Annotated in this window: 14 protein-coding genes; all 14 read left to right on the top strand. The window is 52.3% G+C overall.

Going from position 1 to position 17,349, the window contains the following annotated elements:
- The first annotated feature begins 80 nt into the window (after positions 1-80).
- The 14 genes from ACI1P1_RS20635 to ACI1P1_RS20570 all read left to right on the top strand — a co-directional run bounded on the left by ACI1P1_RS20635 (position 81) and on the right by ACI1P1_RS20570 (position 17,210).
- Positions 81-980, top strand: coding sequence for a peptidoglycan DD-metalloendopeptidase family protein (locus tag ACI1P1_RS20635; protein WP_416218333.1), 900 nt, complete (start codon positions 81-83; stop codon positions 978-980).
- Positions 981-1,150: 170 nt separating this feature from the next.
- Complete coding sequence (spoIIID, locus tag ACI1P1_RS20630; RefSeq protein ID WP_113019368.1) at positions 1,151-1,441, top strand: sporulation transcriptional regulator SpoIIID; 291 nt, start codon at positions 1,151-1,153, stop codon at positions 1,439-1,441.
- 170 nt (positions 1,442-1,611) lie between these two features.
- The gene (mreB, locus tag ACI1P1_RS20625; RefSeq protein WP_416218332.1) at positions 1,612-2,610 is read left to right on the top strand and encodes a rod shape-determining protein; all 999 of its coding nucleotides are present in this window, start codon (positions 1,612-1,614) and stop codon (positions 2,608-2,610) included.
- A gap of 49 nt (positions 2,611-2,659) precedes the next feature.
- Complete coding sequence (locus ACI1P1_RS20620; RefSeq protein ID WP_416218331.1) at positions 2,660-3,571, top strand: flagellar hook-basal body protein; 912 nt, start codon at positions 2,660-2,662, stop codon at positions 3,569-3,571.
- A gap of 24 nt (positions 3,572-3,595) precedes the next feature.
- Positions 3,596-4,492: a flagellar hook-basal body protein gene (locus ACI1P1_RS20615; RefSeq protein WP_416218330.1), complete on the top strand. Its 897-nt coding sequence runs from the start codon at positions 3,596-3,598 to the stop codon at positions 4,490-4,492.
- A 71-nt stretch (positions 4,493-4,563) separates the two neighbouring features.
- Positions 4,564-4,809, top strand: coding sequence for a DNA-directed RNA polymerase subunit beta (locus tag ACI1P1_RS20610; RefSeq protein WP_416218412.1), 246 nt, complete (start codon positions 4,564-4,566; stop codon positions 4,807-4,809).
- Between the two features lie 114 nt (positions 4,810-4,923).
- Positions 4,924-5,460, top strand: coding sequence for a CDP-alcohol phosphatidyltransferase family protein (locus ACI1P1_RS20605; RefSeq protein ID WP_416218329.1), 537 nt, complete (start codon positions 4,924-4,926; stop codon positions 5,458-5,460).
- Between the two features lie 154 nt (positions 5,461-5,614).
- Positions 5,615-6,055 (top strand): 3-hydroxyacyl-ACP dehydratase FabZ, encoded by a 441-nt coding sequence (gene fabZ / locus ACI1P1_RS20600; RefSeq protein WP_416218328.1) that lies wholly within the window; start codon positions 5,615-5,617, stop codon positions 6,053-6,055.
- Positions 6,056-6,111: 56 nt separating this feature from the next.
- Positions 6,112-7,809, top strand: coding sequence for a phospho-sugar mutase (locus ACI1P1_RS20595; protein WP_416218327.1), 1,698 nt, complete (start codon positions 6,112-6,114; stop codon positions 7,807-7,809).
- A 109-nt stretch (positions 7,810-7,918) separates the two neighbouring features.
- Positions 7,919-9,985, top strand: a complete 2,067-nt coding sequence (locus tag ACI1P1_RS20590; protein WP_416218326.1) for a DUF5693 family protein — start codon at positions 7,919-7,921, stop codon at positions 9,983-9,985.
- Positions 9,958-11,103 carry a polysaccharide pyruvyl transferase CsaB gene (gene csaB / locus ACI1P1_RS20585; protein ID WP_416218325.1) on the top strand — a complete coding sequence of 382 codons (1,146 nt, stop codon included), beginning with the start codon at positions 9,958-9,960 and terminating at the stop codon, positions 11,101-11,103. The genes ACI1P1_RS20590 and csaB overlap by 28 nt, the downstream gene beginning before the upstream one ends.
- Positions 11,104-11,116: 13 nt before the next feature.
- The gene (locus ACI1P1_RS20580) at positions 11,117-11,860 is read left to right on the top strand and encodes a WecB/TagA/CpsF family glycosyltransferase (RefSeq protein ID WP_416218324.1); all 744 of its coding nucleotides are present in this window, start codon (positions 11,117-11,119) and stop codon (positions 11,858-11,860) included.
- 125 nt (positions 11,861-11,985) lie between these two features.
- A complete protein-coding gene (locus tag ACI1P1_RS20575; RefSeq protein WP_416218323.1) occupies positions 11,986-13,086 on the top strand; it encodes an MraY family glycosyltransferase in 1,101 nt (366 codons plus the stop codon).
- 206 nt (positions 13,087-13,292) lie between these two features.
- Positions 13,293-17,210, top strand: coding sequence for an S-layer homology domain-containing protein (locus ACI1P1_RS20570; RefSeq protein WP_416218322.1), 3,918 nt, complete (start codon positions 13,293-13,295; stop codon positions 17,208-17,210).
- Positions 17,211-17,349: the final 139 nt, after the last annotated feature.

The raw sequence follows: 17,349 nt of genomic DNA, 5'->3' as shown, positions 1-17,349 counted from the left end.
AAAATCTAAAACAAAAAATCTATCACCTCGCGTATAAACCGATTCTATCTGGCAACACTGGTTGATGAGGTGATATAAACATGGATAATCAAAAGAAGAACGAGCAAGAAGCCAAAGGAACCCGCGAATCCCAAGAGGCAGTTCCTGCGGAGGCAACCGCATTTTCCTGGAGAAGACTGTTTAGCAAGAAGTGGGTATTCCCCGCCGTGTACATGGCAGCAGCCGCCCTTATTCTAACCTTGGTATGGGTCTATCAGGGCAGCGGCGGCTCAGTGAAGGATGCTGGAGGTAAACAATCGGTTACCGAAACCGTGATGAACCCCGGCCAGGAAGCCGTTCCGGTGGCCGCCCCTGTGGAAACCATGCAGTGGCCGGTGAAGGACCGCGGCGAAGTGGAGCAGATCATGTCCTTCTATGAGGAAAAGGCTGCCGACAACATCAAGCAAGCTGCTCTGGTGGAATACGGAGACACCTTCACCCCGCATCTGGGTATGGATCTGGCCCGTCAGGATGACAAGGAATTTGAGGTGCTGGCTGCATTAAGCGGCAAGGTTTCCCTGGTGGAAAAAAATCCGCTGGTGGGCTATCAGGTGGAAATCACCCACCCGAACGGTCTGGTCACCGTGTACCAAAGCTTGGCCAGCGTCAATGTGCAAAAGGGCGTCGACGTGAAAAAGGGCGATGTCATCGCCAAAGCAGGCCGTAATGAGCTGGAGAAGGATCACGGCACCCATCTTCACTTTGAGGTCCGCCAAGGCGCCAGCGGTGCATCCGTGAATCCGGAGCAGTTCCTGAATCCGGCTGGCGCTACAGCCAGCACAGGCACAACCGGAACTACAACAACCGGAACCACAACAACCGGCACTGCAGATGCAGCCGCCAAAACCGGCACTGCCGGAGCTTCGGTCCAAACCGGTGGCACAGAAGGACAGGCAACCGGAGCCAGCACCCAAACCTCCGATGCAGCCACCAAGAAGTAAACGGGCCTAAAGCCAACCGCATAGACGAAAGGCAGGGGATTTCCCCTGCTTTTTCATGTTCCGCCCTGCTTTTTGTGGGGTTTGGCTCAAGTTGCGCAGGAAACAACGCATATATGGACTCCCTCCTCATATAATGTACCAAACTATCTCGAGCACAGGAGGCGAGGGGCGTGCACGATTACATCAAGGAGAGGACCATCAAGATCGGCCGGAGCATTGTGGAATCCCGCAGTACCGTCCGCACCATAGCGAAGGAATTCGGTGTGTCCAAAAGTACGGTCCATAAGGATTTGACAGAGCGGCTTCCGGAGATTAATCCTGAGCTTGCCAATCAGGTGAAGACGATTCTGGACTACCACAAGTCCATCCGGCATCTGAGGGGCGGCGAGGCCACCAAGGTCAAATACAAGAAGACCCGGCATACCCGGACTCCGGAGCAGCTGGTATCGGCTAAATCTTAGGGCATACCGCAAGCATAAGCTGATCGCCCCCTCCCCACCCGACAAAACTTTTCCTCTAATGAAAAAGGATATTCCGTTTTGATGTCGAAATATATCCCTAGCCTGTTTACATTTGAAGCACCGGTCTTTTTTGTGGGGACGGACGGTTGGTTTAGGAGGATACGTGTAACATGTTCAGCAAGGATATTGGAATTGACCTTGGGACGGCGAATGTCCTGATTCATGTTAAGGGGCGCGGCGTGGTTCTCGACGAGCCTTCGGTAGTGGCCATTGAAAGCGATACGAAGAATGTCCTGGCCGTTGGCGAAGACGCGAGGAAGATGGTAGGCCGCACACCCGGCAACATTGTGGCTATTCGCCCTCTCAAGGATGGCGTAATTGCAGACTTTGAGATCACAGAGAAGATGCTCAAGCATTTTATAGCAAGAATCGGCGGCAAGCAGTGGTACAGCCACCCGCGGATTCTTATTTGTGCACCGACGAATATTACATCCGTGGAGCAGAAGGCCATCCGCGAAGCGGCTGAACGCAGCGGGGCCAGAGAAGTGTATATGGAAGAGGAACCGAAGGCTGCGGCAATTGGCGCCGGGATGGATATTTTCCAGCCTTACGGCAATATGGTCGTGGACATTGGCGGAGGAACTACGGATGTTGCCGTGCTTTCCATGGGCGACATTGTAACCTCCTCTTCTATTAAGATCGCAGGGGACAAGTTCGATAACGCGATCATGAAGTACATCAAGAACAAGTATAAGCTGCTTATCGGAGAACGCACCTCAGAGGATATCAAGGTGCGCATTGCCACGGTGTTCGGCGATGACCGCTATGAAGAGATGGATATCCGGGGACGGGATATGGTAACCGGACTTCCGCTGACCATCACCATCAACTCCAATGAAATTCGCGAAGCCCTCTGGGAGCCGGTGTCCGCCATTGTGACCTCGGCCAAGTCGGTGCTGGAGCGCACTCCTCCGGAGCTGTCGGCGGATATTATCGACCGCGGGGTTATTCTCACCGGCGGCGGCGCTTTGCTTCACGGATTGGACATGCTTCTGGCTGAAGAGCTTAAGGTTCCCGTGCTGGTGGCAGAGGATCCGATGCACTGTGTGGTTAAGGGGACCGGCATTATGCTGGACAACCTGGACAAGGTTATTAAAAGAAAGTATTGATCTGCCGATATATATGTCTAGTATGAGTGATCGGGAGGGATAGTCCGTCATGTTAAGAGGCATGTATACTGCGGTGGCCGGCATGATTACCCAGCAGCGCAAGCATGATACCATTACCAATAATATTTCCAATATCAATACACCCGGCTTTAAGCAGGGCAGTGCGGTATCCCGGTCTTTTCCCGAGGTGCTGATCTCTGCCATGGATCCGGGGACAAGCCAACCCGTGAAACGTCTCGGTCTGATCAATACCGGTGTGCTGGCGGAGGAGGATCTGTCCATCTATCTGCAGGGCGACCTGCAGGAGACGGGAAATTCCCTGGATGTGGCGTTGGTGTCCAACATCCTCCGGGATGTGAACGGCGCGAATCTGCCTCCCTTTGACAAGTCCGGCAAGTACGTATCTCCCGAAGGGGAGAAAACCTTCCAGCCCCAGGCGTTCCTGACGGTGGAGAATGAAGCCGGCGAACGCCGCTATTCCCGCAACGGGAAGCTGACGGTGAATGAGAATGCCCAGCTGATCACCCCGGAGGGTTACCGTGTGCTGGGTCTGGACGGCCAGCCGATTACCCTGCAGGATGCCAATGGACAGCCCATCGGCAATGTGAAGATTCTCGCCAACGGCCAGCTGCTGGATGCGGTGAACGGCCTGCCGCTGACGGATAATGCCGGTGCTGCCAAATCGCTTCTGATCTCCCGGGTGGAGAATCCCAACCGGATGATCCGGGAGGGCAACGGTGTATACCGGGTGAATGAGGAAGACGAGGATGGCGTGACCCAAGCGGTGATGGACGAGCAGGTGCAGCTCCATCAAGGTTATCTGGAGCGCTCCAATGTAGATCCTACCCAATCCGTTGTGGATATGATGGCTGCAGCGCGGGCATATGAATCCAACCAGAAGATGGTCCAGTTTTACGATAAAAGCCTGGAGAAGGCGGTTAATGAGGTTGGCCGCGTCTGATAGGGCCGGAGGGGAGGACCGAACATGAATCACTCTATGATTAATGCCATGGTATCCATGAACGGCATGCAGCAGAAGCTGGATATTCTGGCTAACAATATGGCGAACCTGAATACGACGGGGTTTAAGCGCAAGGAAGCCACCTTCGAGGACATCCTGAACAATGTCAAGGAGCAGCCTCAGAGCTTCCGCAAGGAAGGGCGTCTGACTCCTCTTGGGTTCAATCAGGGCTGGGGCGCTAAGCTGTCCCAGGTGTCCACCAACTTCCAACAGGGCACCTTGAAGGATACGGGAGTCCCTACCGATTTGGGCATTGAGGGTGACGGCCTGTTTAGAGTCCGGGTACCTGATGGTGATCCGGCTCAGCCAGCCAATATTCTGTACACCCGCGACGGCAGTTTCCAGCTGACCAGGCTGGACGATACCCAAGCCGCAGCGGCGGGAATGACGGCTACGGAAAACCTCTATTTGGCGAATCAGGAGGGGCATCTGCTTCTGGACCAGAATGACAACCCCATTGCGATTCCCGAAGGGGACAAGATTAGAGTGGATGCTGACGGCACCGTATGGTCATACAGCGGCTCCAACCCGGAGGAGAATGCGGTAGAGCAGGGCAGAATCGGGCTGGTGCGGGTTCTCCGTCCGCAGTTCCTGCAGCAGGTAGGGGATAATCTCTTTACAGTACCGGAGGGTATCGCTGCCAATCCCCAGGAGCTGGCTGCCATCGTGCGGCCTATCGCCCAGGAAACGGGTCTGGATAAGCCGATCAGTGTCAAGCAGGGTTTCCTGGAGCAGTCTAATGTTAATTTGGCAGATGAGATGACCGAGTTGATGATGGTGCAGCGCGCCTTCCAGCTGGGCTCCCGGGCATTAACATCGGCAGATACGATGATGAGTCTGGCCAATAATCTGCGCGGCTGAACCAAGCAGCAGGCTTTTATGAAGGTCAAGGCTGCATGAAACAAACAGGAGGAAGTGGCGCTCCAGTGGCAATGGATAAGAAAGCAGCAACCCCGCAGTCCAAGCCTGTCAAAAAGAAGGGAAGCTCCTTCGGGCGGGGATGGCGGCGGTACGGGTGGCCGATTCTCCGGCATGCCATTGTTCCGCTGGTGTGTGTGCTGGCTCTTTTTGCCGGCATGTCGGCCGGATACGTGGTGCTGGGGGACAAGCCATTTTCCGATGTGTTGGAATGGAATACGTGGAAGCATATGTTTGATCTCATATTTGCAGAAACCTAGGGTGTGTTTTCTGACCCTGGCGTTCTGGTACAAACTCCCTTCGGGGAGTTTTATTTTTTCCTGCGGGACGGTATAATGTTAGGGATGTGGAACTTTGTGGAGGAGCGGATAAAAATGAATCTTCCCAATGCACTTTCGGTCCTCCGTCTGGCGATGATTCCGCTGTATGCGGCCGTTTTTTGGCAGGGCCACATAAGGCTGGCCTTTCTAATCCTGCTGGCAGCCGGGCTGACCGATGTGCTGGACGGCTATATTGCCAGGTCGCGTGGGCTGGTTACGGGATTGGGTACTGTATTGGACCCGCTGGCCGATAAATTAATGATGATTACCGTCATGCTTTCTTTGGTGCTGTCCAAGATGATCCCCTGGGCGGCGGCTGTGGTCTTTTTCGTACGGGATGTGGGTATGATTGTCGGCGGCATGTACTTCCATTTCACCGGGAAAAAGCCTGTCCCTGCCAACGGGCTGGGCAAGCTGACCACCGTCCTGCTCTATGCGGCTGTGCTGGCAATCATATTTGACTGGCCGTACGCCGTGTGGTATTTATGGGGAGTATTGGTGTTTGCCTTTTTTACGACGATTATGTATGTATACTCCATCCGCGGTTCGGGGCGTTTGCCCCAGGTAAAAGGAAAAAGAGCACATTTCTAGACCCATATTGGAGTACAAGGCCTATAAATATGCTCTCTTATATGAACCCCTCAAACCTGCAGAGAATGAAGGGACATTCCTAGTGTAAGTCGTTTCAATTGAATTTATGCACATTCGCGTACGTTGTGGGATATCAGTTGAGGAGGATTTTATCATGATGGATATTAAGGAAATACAGAAGATTATCCCTCACCGCCATCCGTTTCTGCTCATCGACCGGATTCTGGAGGTAGACGAGGGCAAAAGTGCTGTGGGCTTGAAGAACGTCTCCATGAATGAGCCGTTTTTCGCCGGACATTTTCCCGAGTTCCCGGTTATGCCGGGGGTTCTGATTGTGGAGGCGCTGGCTCAGGTGGGCGCTGTGGCTATTCTGAAATGCCCGCAGTACCAAGGTAAGCTGGCCATGTTCGCCGGTATCGACGAATTCCGGTTCCGCGGCCAGGTTTATCCGGGGGATGTCCTGCGGCTTGAGGTTCAAATTACCCGGATGAAGGGTATTGTAGGCAAAGGACATGCTGCTGCCAGTGTGGACGGCAAGGTTGTGGCCGAGGGCGGAATCATGTTTGCCATTACCGATCCGGGCAAGGGTGGCTGACAGCATCGTCTTTTTACTTCATACATAATAAACATAGATTCGAGGAGGAGATGGACATGGCACTGGATTCAAAGGTTGAACAGCAGTATCGGGCATGGCTGAATGACGCAGGCATCGACGGAGCGACAAAAGCGGAGCTTCTTTCATTGGAAGGCAATGATAAGGAGATTGAGGACCGTTTTTACCGTGACCTGGAATTTGGAACTGGCGGCTTACGCGGTGTGATCGGCGCCGGTACCAACCGGATGAATGCTTATACCGTGGGACGGGCTACGCAAGGCTTGGCCCAGTTCCTGCTTAACGAATTGCCGGAGCCCCGCTCCGTAGCGATTGCCTATGATTCCCGGAACCAATCTCCGGAGTTCGCTCTGGAGGCCGCTCTGGTTCTGGCTGGCAACGGCATTGCCGCTTATGTATTCGAATCCCTGCGGACTACGCCGGAGCTGAGCTTTGCCGTCCGCCATCTGAAGGCTTCCGCGGGTATTGTCATTACCGCCAGCCACAATCCGCCGGAATACAACGGTTATAAGGTGTATGGACCGGACGGAGGCCAGCTGGTTCCCCATATGGCTGATCTGGTAATCGGCGAAATCCGCGACCTCTCCTTCAACCAGATCAAACGTTTGGACCGGGCTGCGGCCGAATCCCAGAACCTGCTCCACTGGATCGGCAAGGAAGTGGACGACGCTTACCTGCAGGTGGTTACCGCCGTGAGCCAGCGTCCTGAGGTTGTGAAGGCCATGAGCGACAAGCTTCACATTGTCTACACGCCACTTCACGGAACCGGAAACCTGCCGGTACGCGCCGCTTTGGCTGCTGTCGGCTTTGAGCATGTTCATGTGGTGAAGGAGCAGGAGCTGCCGGATTCCCAATTCAGCACTGTCAAATCCCCCAATCCGGAGGAGCGGGACGCCTTCAAGCTGGCTTTGGAGCTGGCTGCCCGGGTGGATGCGGATTTGATCATCGGTACCGATCCGGACTGTGACCGGATGGGAGCGGTGGTGAAGGACTCCAATGGCGAATACTTCATCATGACCGGCAACCAGTCCGGTGCGATTATGGTGGATTATCTGCTCAGCAGCCTGAAGGAAAAGGGGCAGCTGCCCGCCGATGGTGTTGTGGTGAAGACCATCGTGACCAGTGAGATGGGTGCCGTGATCGCCCAATCCTATGGTGCAGAAGTGATGAACACCCTGACCGGCTTCAAGTATATCGGGGAAAAAATGACCCAGTTCGACCAAGAGGGCGGTCATACCTTCCTCTTCGGCTATGAGGAAAGCTACGGCTATTTGGCCGGCAACTATGCCCGTGACAAGGATGCTGTAGTGGCTTCCATGTTGATTGCTGAAGCTTGTGCTTATTACAAGTCCAAGGGCTTGAGTCTGTATGATGTGCTGTTGAAGCTGTATGCGGAGCACGGTTATTTCCTGGAGAAGCTGGAGTCCAGAACCATGAAGGGCAAGGACGGCGTAGAGCAAATTCAGGGCATTATGAGTGACTGGCGCACCAACCCGCCTGCGGAGATCAACGGGCGGAAGGTTGTGCAGGTGCTTGATTATTCGTTGGGCCTGGACGGGCTCCCGAAGGAAAATGTGCTGAAGTATGTGCTGGACGATCAATCCTGGTTCTGCCTGCGCCCCTCCGGCACCGAGCCGAAGATCAAGGTGTATTTCGCCGTATGCGGAGAAAGTGTAGAAAACTCCAAGAGCCTGCTCGAGGGTCTTGTCCAATCTGTTATGAAGCGTGTGGATTAGTTTTTAGTTAAAAAGAAAACGGGAAGGAATGGCTGTTGCGCCATTCCTTCTCTTCCATGCCGGCTCCCGCGGGAGCGGCGGATAAGAGAAAGGATTGGTGGACCGTTTGATGCAATGGTACCGACGGGCAAATCATATGTGGCAAAAGAGCTTGTGGTGGCTGGTAATCGCCTGCCTCCTCCTGTCCCTTCCGGTGGCGGTAGACCGATACCGCACCGAAAGCACCTCCAAAAAAGTGGAGTTTGTATTTGATTACCGAGACTTGCTGGAAATCTCCGACACCAAGCCGAATCCGGCCCAATTTGTGGACGAGCAGCTCAAAAAAATGAAACAGGCCGGCATCACCAGTATGGCGGTATACGAAAGCACGCTGAATGAGCTGCGTCTCTCCCGGCGTATAGAGCTGTACAACTCCCATGAAGCGATGGCGTTGACACAGACTCCTGTTTCAGGTAACGAAAACTTCGCTTATGTGCTGCTGACGGATGCTTCCTCCCGGGCAACGGTGCAGGAAATGATTGAGCAGACCTTCAAGCGGCTGGGCGTAAATATACATACCTGGTCCTATAAGAATACTCCGGGCCTCGTGCTGGAGCTTCCTCTGGATGACGCCGCCATGAAGCCGCTGTCCCCCGATCCCCTTACCCTGCGAAGCCTGAAGGATAAGGGCTTCCAGATTGTAGCGCGGGTGGGCAACCGGAATGCGGCATTCTCCGCAGAGGCTCTTGAAGCTACCCTGGCCATGCTGAAGGAGTTTGGGGTGACCTCCATTCTTGTGGATGGTGACTCTGTGCCGGGTTATTCGGCCGACCTGAAGAAGACACAAACCCAATTAAAGGTGGTTGCCGGGCTGTTGAACAAGTATGATATGGCTCTGGCCGCCATTGAATTGCAAAAATCGCCCCAAAAAGGCTTTACCACATTGGCCCGGCTGACGGACTATAATGTAATCCGGCTGCATTCCTTCACGGAAAATGATGCCGCGAAGCTGGCTGAGAATATTACCACCGAAGAGCTGGAAGGCCGGATTGACGGTGTTACGGACCGGTTAGTGCTGGCTGTGAAGGACCGGAACATTCGCTTGGTATTCTTGAATGCCCGGGCAGGCAAAAATCTGGACCGGGGCTTGATGACCGATCCGCTGGATGCGCTCTACAAGAGCCTTGACGGCAAGGACGGCGCCGTTGCGAAGATCAAGGACAAGGGCTTCACCGTGGGCAAAGCACACGCTTTTGTCCGGTATGAATCCTCCCTGCATTCCTTCAGTATCGCAGCCGCCTACACAGGTGCTGTGCTGCTGATCGCTCTGACGTTATCCTATTTCGTCCCGGGTTTGACGCTGGCCATCAGTCTGTTAGGGCTGCTGGGCGTGGGAGGCTTGCATGTGCTCGCTTCTTCAGCGGCCCAGAAGCTGCTGGCCTTGGGGGCTACCAGCTGCGCTGCTGCGCTGGGCATTATTGCCGCCATCTCGTGGCTGCAGAAGCGGCGCAATGAAACGGCGGCTGCCGGCGCATGGTGGAAATCCGTTGTTATGCTGCTGATCATCACTGCCGTCTCCGGCCTAGGGATCATTGCTGTGGTGGGTGTGGACCATAGTATGATTTATATGCTCCAGCTGGAGCAATTTACCGGAGTGAAGGTGCTGGCCTATCTGCCTGTAGTAATTGTCGCTGCGTATGTGCTTTTCTTCAGCGAAGGGCTTTCTTTCCCGCAAATGCTGGGCAAAGCCCAACAGATCCTCGCTTCCAAAATCAGCGTGCTGTGGGTGATCTGTGCGGTGATGATCGGGGCGGTCGGCATGTACTATCTCTCCCGGACCGGCAATGAAGGCAGCGCCTCCTCCCTGGAGATGGTCTTCCGCAACTTCCTGGAGAATACTTTGGGCGTGCGGCCGCGGAATAAGGAGTTCTTGTTTGCTTATCCGGCCTTGGTATTCGGTATCTATCTGTGTCTGAAGCGCCATATGGCAGGTTTGTACTTGATGATCGTGAGCGCCATCGGTCCTGCTTCCTCCATCGGCAGCTTTACTCATCTGCACACCCCGCTTTATATCTCGTTTATCCGGGTATTGCTGGGTGTTGGACTGGGAGCCATCTTCGGGTTGATTCTTATTGTAGTGTGGGAACTCGTCGTGAGAGGATGGAACAAATGGGTAATCCCGTTAAGCAAGTTGTAATCTCCGGCTACTACGGCTTCCGCAACAGCGGGGATGAGGCTGTGCTGCAGTCCATTCTTCTGGCGCTGGAGTCCGAGGGTAAAGCGGCAGGTGTTACTATTGATCCGGTGGTACTGTCCGGTGATCCGGAGCTAACCTCCCGGATGTATGGCGTCAAGGCTGTCCACCGGATGAAGCCGAGGGAGGTTTGGAAGGCGCTGCGCGGCTGCGATGGTTTGATCAGTGGCGGCGGCAGTTTGCTGCAGGATGCCACGGGCTGGAAGACGATTCCGTATTATCTGGCCGTTCTGAAGCTGGCCCAGTGGCTGCGGAAACCCACCTTTATATATGCGCAAGGGCTGGGTCCGGTAAACCGGAGCATCTTTTTTAACCCGATAGTCACGACCTTTACCAAATCCGCTTATGTTTCTGTACGTGACAAGGAGTCGGCCAATCTTCTGGCGAGGATGGGGTATACTAAGGATGTGGAGGTTGTGCCCGATCCGGTGATGGGTCTGCCTCTTAGAGAGCAGGGTCTGGCCAATGGCAGGGATTTGGCTGGCCAAGCGAGGGCTTCTGTTGCGGAACGCCCTGCTGTAATCGGGGTTTCCGTCCGGCCATGGAACAAGGATGGCTCTGATCTGAAGGGTATTGCCCAAGCCCTTGGACTTGTGGCTGCGGAATATCCCCAGGGAATTACGCTTCGGTTCCTTCCCTTTCATCCTCCCGGGGATGCCGAGGCCTCCGGTGAAGTGATCCGCCAGCTGAAGGCCGCGGGAGTCAGTGGGGAAATCAGCCTGATTTCCGATGTGGAGCATCCCCAGGCCATGCTGCAGGAGGTGGCTTCCTGTGATCTCCTGATCGGGATGAGGCTGCATTCCTTAATCTACGGCGCCTCCCAGGAGGTCCCTGTGGTGGCCATTTCATACGATCCGAAGATTGACCAGTTTATGCGGCGTCTGGATGCCTCCGCGGCGTCGTCGACGGCGGAGCTGGATGCCAGAGCCGTTGCGGATGAGGTTCTCCGTCTGCTCGGTGCTGGCCCGGAGTGGCATTCCGCCCGGGCGAAGCGCATCCATAATCTGAAGCAGGAAGCAAGGCGGCCGGCGCAACAAATTGTTGCCCAGCTGCGTCTATAAGGAGAAGATGGCAATGAATGTGCCCAAGGTGAATATTTTTGGGGTGCCCATATCCAAGCTTGGTTTCCGTGATACTCTGGCGCAGCTGGTCGCCGCTGTGGAAAGCCGGAAGCCTCATCAAGTAATTACGGCCAATCCTATCATGGTGATGACTGCCATGGAGGACCCGGCTTATATGAGGATGATGAAATCGGCGGAGATTGTGGTCCCTGACGGGGCTGGTGTGGTTTGGGCCGCCGGATATGTGGGTAATCCTGTTACAGAGCGGGTTCCCGGGATCGAAGTGATGTCGGAGCTGTTCAAAACGGCGGAGGAACGGGGCTGGAAGGTGTACCTTTTGGGCGCTTCGCCCGAGGTAATTGCCGCAGCAGTGGACAACATCCGCCAGAAGCACCCGCGGCTGATACTGGCCGGCTTCCGGGACGGCTATTTTGGTCCGGAGGCGGACGCGGAGGTTATTGCGGAAATCCGCCGGGTGGAGCCGGATCTGCTGTTTGTCGGGAGATCCGCAGCCACGCAGGACCCGTGGATTGGCCAGCATAAGGAAGCGCTGGGCGTTCCCGTGATGATGGGGGTTGGGGGAAGCTTCGATATTTTTGCCGGCAAGCTGAAGCGTGCACCCAAGCTGTTCCGCCAGCTGAAGCTGGAATGGTTTTACCGGCTGATTCAGGAGCCTTACCGGTACAAGCGTATGCTTGTGCTGCCGAAATTCGCTTTGAAAGTGATCCGTGAAAAAGAAAATGTGCAAAAAGCTTGAACAACGCGCTAAAACGGGTGGATACGGATGCTTTTGCCCAAAAATTAGATTGGTGTTTCTGCTTGGTTCATCGTATAATGAGTGGCGTTGGACTTATGGACTTTTAAGGGGATGAATGGTAAACCATGAACTGGTGGGTCTATTGTATCGGATTCTTCGCTGCTTGTGCGATTGCTGTCCTGATTATGCCATATATTAAGAAGCTTGCATTCAAAATCGGCGCTGTGGCGATTCCGAATCATCGGACTGTACATACCAAGCCGATGCCCCAAATGGGCGGGCTGGCGATTTTTGTGGCTTTTGCCGTTACGTATCTGATTGTGGCCTTATCCATTGGCGAATACGATCTGGATGTTATGATCGGTATGCTGGCCGGTGGCGGAATTATTGTTCTCGTTGGCGTTATCGATGACCGCAAGAATATCTCTCCCAAGCTGAAGCTGCTGGGCCAAATTGTGGCTGCCTCTATGCTGCCTTTGAACGGCCTGTACGTGGATTATATCCAGCTGCCCTTCGGCGATGCGATTAACGTATATCCCTGGATTGGCATGGCGATTACCGTGCTGTGGGTTGTTGGTGTCACCAATGCCGTTAACCTGATCGACGGTCTGGACGGCTTGGCCGCGGGTGTGTCCGCGATTGCCACTCTGACCATTATGGTGCTGGCCTTTATGACGGGCAACACGCCTGTTGCTTTGTTGAGTGCTATTCTCTTAGGCAGCATTCTCGGCTTCCTGTTCTTCAACTTCCACCCCGCCAGCATCTTTATGGGCGATACGGGTGCCCTGTTCCTTGGCTTTAGCCTGGCCACGCTGTCTATTCTCGGATTTAAATCCGCGGTGGCGATTTCCTTCCTGGTGCCGATTCTCGTTTTAGGCGTACCGTTGTCCGATACCGTTCTGGCCATTATCCGCCGGAAGCTGAACAACAAGCCGATTTCCGTAGCGGACAAGGGCCATCTCCATCACTGCCTGATGGAAATGGGCTTCAGCACCCGCAAGGCCGTGCTGATCATCTACGGCGTTGCCGCCATCTTCGGCTCCTGCGCCATGCTGCTGTCCCAAACCAAGCAATGGGGGACCATTACCCTTGTCGTCATCGTGCTCCTGATTATGGAGATCGGTGCCGAGGCCGTGGGCATCCTCAGCAAAAGCAGAAAGCCCGTGCTGCAGCTTCTCCAGCGCTGGCTCAGTGACAGCCCGTCGCGGTCCAGGGCGTCGAAGTAAAAACGAGAATAAACCTTGAAACCTCCATCCCGCATAGGCGGTCATGGAGGTTTTTGGTTTTGCGAAAAAGTCAAAGGGGGTTACTGGAAATTCGACATGTTCTCTAACAAACAGCCATTTTCCAACCGATAACAATGATACGTGCAACTTTACGTTGTTGAGAGGAGTCTAATTACTAGCCAGAACCTATTTAAGGAGGATGCGAAATGCGCAGGCTTTACAGCAAGTGGATATCTATGATTGTCGCCTTTTGTATTATTGCTACTATTTTTCCTATACTCCCCATGACGGCAAATGCCGCCTCTACCCCTGGGGTTCCTTCATTTTTTTATCCGAGCAACTCGAACCTATTGGCTACTGCCAATAAAGATCCAGGCAGTACAACAGACGGTCTGGCTAACTTTGCTTACCGTGTCACCTCCTCAAACCTGACCATCACCGGTTCCTTCCAGTCAGTGACCTCCGATTCCATTAAGGTTTTGGTGGAGAATTTAGTGTCCAGCGGTAGTAACACTTGGAAGGTGGACAAGCAGTCGGCCAAGGCGGCTAATGCTACAGGTGTAACCTTCGAAATTCCAAGTCTACAGTTATTTTCAGGGTACAATCGGATTACCGTCAGCGGAACACTCAATGGGGATACGAAATCAGATGTCTTCTATGTTTTCTATGATGATGCTCCGTATTTGAAGTCCCTCAAAGTTATTGCTCCTGGACTTGCAGATCCCATTGATCTTAACGAAGGGACTGTTCGGGTAATCAGCAAACCAGTAAATGATGCTAATTACCGAATGTTTATATACCTGCAGGGTATTGCTGCGAATGCTACCAGCGTAACAGTAAATAGTACAGTTACCCGGACAACGGAGGAGGGGAATTTCGTCACACCCCAAATTGAGTTGAAACCCGGCGAAAATACCATTACCATGTCCATCAACAATGGCAGTGATAATGTGGGCATTTCCCGCAAAGTGTATTACTATGACCCTGAGAGCCCGTTTCTCGATATCCAGATGAAGCACATTGCCGGCACTGTCACTGAAGGTCCTTCTACGCTTCTTGGCACACAGCCGCCATATTTCACCGCAGGAACTGACGGAATCAATTCTGCTGGAGAGTTGAAGGTTTCCATGCTGGTCCCTTACAAAACCATTTTAAGCACAGCTGATTTTATTAATCCAGCTTATACGACGGCTACAGCTCAATTCAGCGGCAGCACCACTTCCCAACCGTTGACTCTGGATATTGCCGGTTTGGCTGCAGGAGAAGAACAAAAAATAATTTATGACAGCTTGGGCAATCCGGAGTTTGTATCCATGACCTTTAATGTCAAGGGGCTCGTTATCCCTGGAACAGCAAAAGGAGTCCAGTCTTTTACCTTGAACTTGCAATATAAAAATGGAAGTAAGGCTTTTGGGGTTCTTAGCAGCGCCCTTGCCTTTAACATCTACCGCGGCAATACTGTGGTAAACAAAGTCGAACTGCTGGAAACCAACGGCAATACATATGGCAATTCTCTCGGTGAGTTAAACGGAAAGGAAGTACTCGATTCCTCCTTTTATGTCCGTGTAACTGCTGACAAGAGTATTGGAACGGCAAGTTTGAAGGCCACTTTACTTCCGTTGGGCATAACCGCTTTGACAGTGGATACAGCAATTGATACGACTGACCCAACCCAAAAGATTTATAAAATTAGCGGTCTACCAGCGGGAGCCCAACAAATTCAGTTTTGGTTTGATTCCTCCGACTCCAGATATGTGGCATCCGTAAACTATGTCACGAAAATCTATATTCAGGTTGCCGGCATTTACGATCAGCAAGTGATTAATGTTGATTCCAGCTCTAACGCTCCTACCGACTCGGTAGCTACCATAACCTTTAACGGATTTAATTCAATTGTAGATGCCGGATATATCCTGAACGGAACCAGCAAGGCATTTGCTACACTTACCGGCGGCAATACGGCATCGGTTACCCTTTCGGTTAATTCCACTGCAGCGGATGCCAACAAGCTGATGTATGGTGAGAATGTGTTTACTGTTCGGGGCTATAACCGTGTAGGCAGTGAAACGGTTCTGATTGAAAAGGTAATCCGTCTTTATGTAATCGACAGCAATCAACCCGGTTTTACCCAATTTAAACCGTTAGACCCCATTGGGATGGGTAGTTCTGTCCCAAGTCTGAGTGATGCTCTTACCGCTCCGTTGAAACAAATCATGTATGATAAAGCTCTGGATAAATATACAACAAAGGCAAAAGATTATGGAATCATCTTTCAAGGAAGCGGAGCTGTTAAAGCAACAGTTCTCCGCAATGGCGAAAGGTTTGCTGAATTTACATTGACGGATTCGGCCATCACGAATACCAGTGCAGGTTCAGTCACTGCAGATTTTACGGGAAATTCCAAAAGCTTTACGATCCGCATCCGTAATTTGAGCATCAATTCAACGAACACAGACACATATTCAGTGGAATTGATGAATCGTCCAGGTGCAAAATCTATCCGCAAGCTGGATATTGCCCGCCAGCTTTCCGATGTTGTTTATTGGGCTCCCGTACCTACTGTAGGGGACCGTATTGTGGTCAACAAGAATTTCGTGCAGTTTGATATTGAAGCGGAGGGTGCAACCTCTGTATTAGTGGACGGAGTAACTGCAACCCCGCGGCAAGGACTTGCTGATCGTTATGTTTATACTTACAACGGTCTGAAGGCTAATAAGGAAACTAAAATTAAAGTTACAATTAACAGGGCGAGCGGAGTAAAAACCGACTCCATCTCGGTATTTTATACCGGCACTGTTCAGGTGGGGTCGCAATACATGGAGCAGCTTACTAGCAAACATTCCATGTTTGGCGGCAGTGTCCAATTAGCATTTGAAAAGGGAACGGTACTTAAAACTGCTAAACCAGGGCCACTGGAAACGGTAAAATATTATGATAAGCAAAAGCTGCTTTTCGGGATTGCTGATCCAATCGATGGTGTAGTTGAACGTATGAATGATTATGGGCAATTGACAGCATACGCTAATACATCCGAAAACAAGGGGCCGCTGATCCCTGTCCATCCCAGCATGAAAGCTCTGTTTACCGAGCAATATCAAACGTTGAAGTTTACCTCTATTTCACCTGTATACTGGATCTCTGGAGGGCTGGGTGAATCCTCATCAACTTCTGTAGGTGGAGCTAAACCTGCAGTGGATGGGATTCAACCTTATCTGGAGCTGGGCGGGTTTGCCCAAAACGTGCTTTATGGAGGAAACCGGAAGATAATTCCTTCCAAATCCGGCACGATAACTCTTAAATTTGACGATAATTTGGTTAGTGAGGCAGGCACTATTGTTACGGTTTTCCGTATGACAGACAACGGTATTTGGACTAATATTGGCGGTGCAGTAAATGTAAAAGACAACACGATTACAGCTAAATTTGATGACTTTGGTTACTACAAGGTCATGAAGCTGCGTGAAAGCTTTAATGATGTTACTAATCATGCATGGGCGCGCAACACAATTGATGCTTTATTTTCTAAAGGCATCATGCGAAGAATCAACTTTGATCAGTTTGGTGTAGATAATTACATTACCCGCGGGGAATTCGCAGCGCTTATGGTAAGAGCGTTGCAACTGCCCATTAATTCCGACTCGAACTTTACATTTTATGATGTCCCTAATACTGGCGATCTAGACTTGTATGGGCCTATGGAACTCTGGAAATATGCGGAGATCGAAACCGCAGCTAGATCTGGTATCGTCTCCGGAACACAGGATCGTTATTTTGACGTCAACGGCCGTATCACCAGACAGGATGCTGCTGTAATGATTGCGAGGGCAATGGAGCTGAAGCTGCCCGCTAATGACTCAGCCAACAGTACAACCAAGAAGCTCCTCAATTCCCTGGAGAAGCTGTTTACAGATGCGGCTAATATCCAGTACTATGCCCGTCCCAGCGTTTCGGCGGTGAACAGTAACGGGATTATGGAGGGACGCCCCAACGCTCTTCTGGAGGGCGAGAAGAAGCCCACAGCCAGCTTTGTTCCAGAGGCTAATTTGACCCGGGCAGAAGCGGCAACGATTGTACTGCGGGTCATGAAAAAGAAGACGAAAGTTTTCCCGGCAAACTTCAATTAACGTTGAAAAGCGGATGGTTTAGGTGGGTGCCTGAACCATCCGCTTTTTATTATGATATTGGAAAATTATTAGTAATGACGGCGGTGTATATTCACGATATACTTGGTTTCGTAGCCGAGTGATATAACAAGTGATATAC

Origin of the sequence: Paenibacillus mesotrionivorans (assembly GCF_046098205.1) — a bacterium.
In the GTDB taxonomy this organism is placed as follows: domain Bacteria; phylum Bacillota; class Bacilli; order Paenibacillales; family NBRC-103111; genus Paenibacillus_AR; species Paenibacillus_AR mesotrionivorans.
This window is presented reverse-complemented; position numbering and strand designations above follow the sequence as displayed.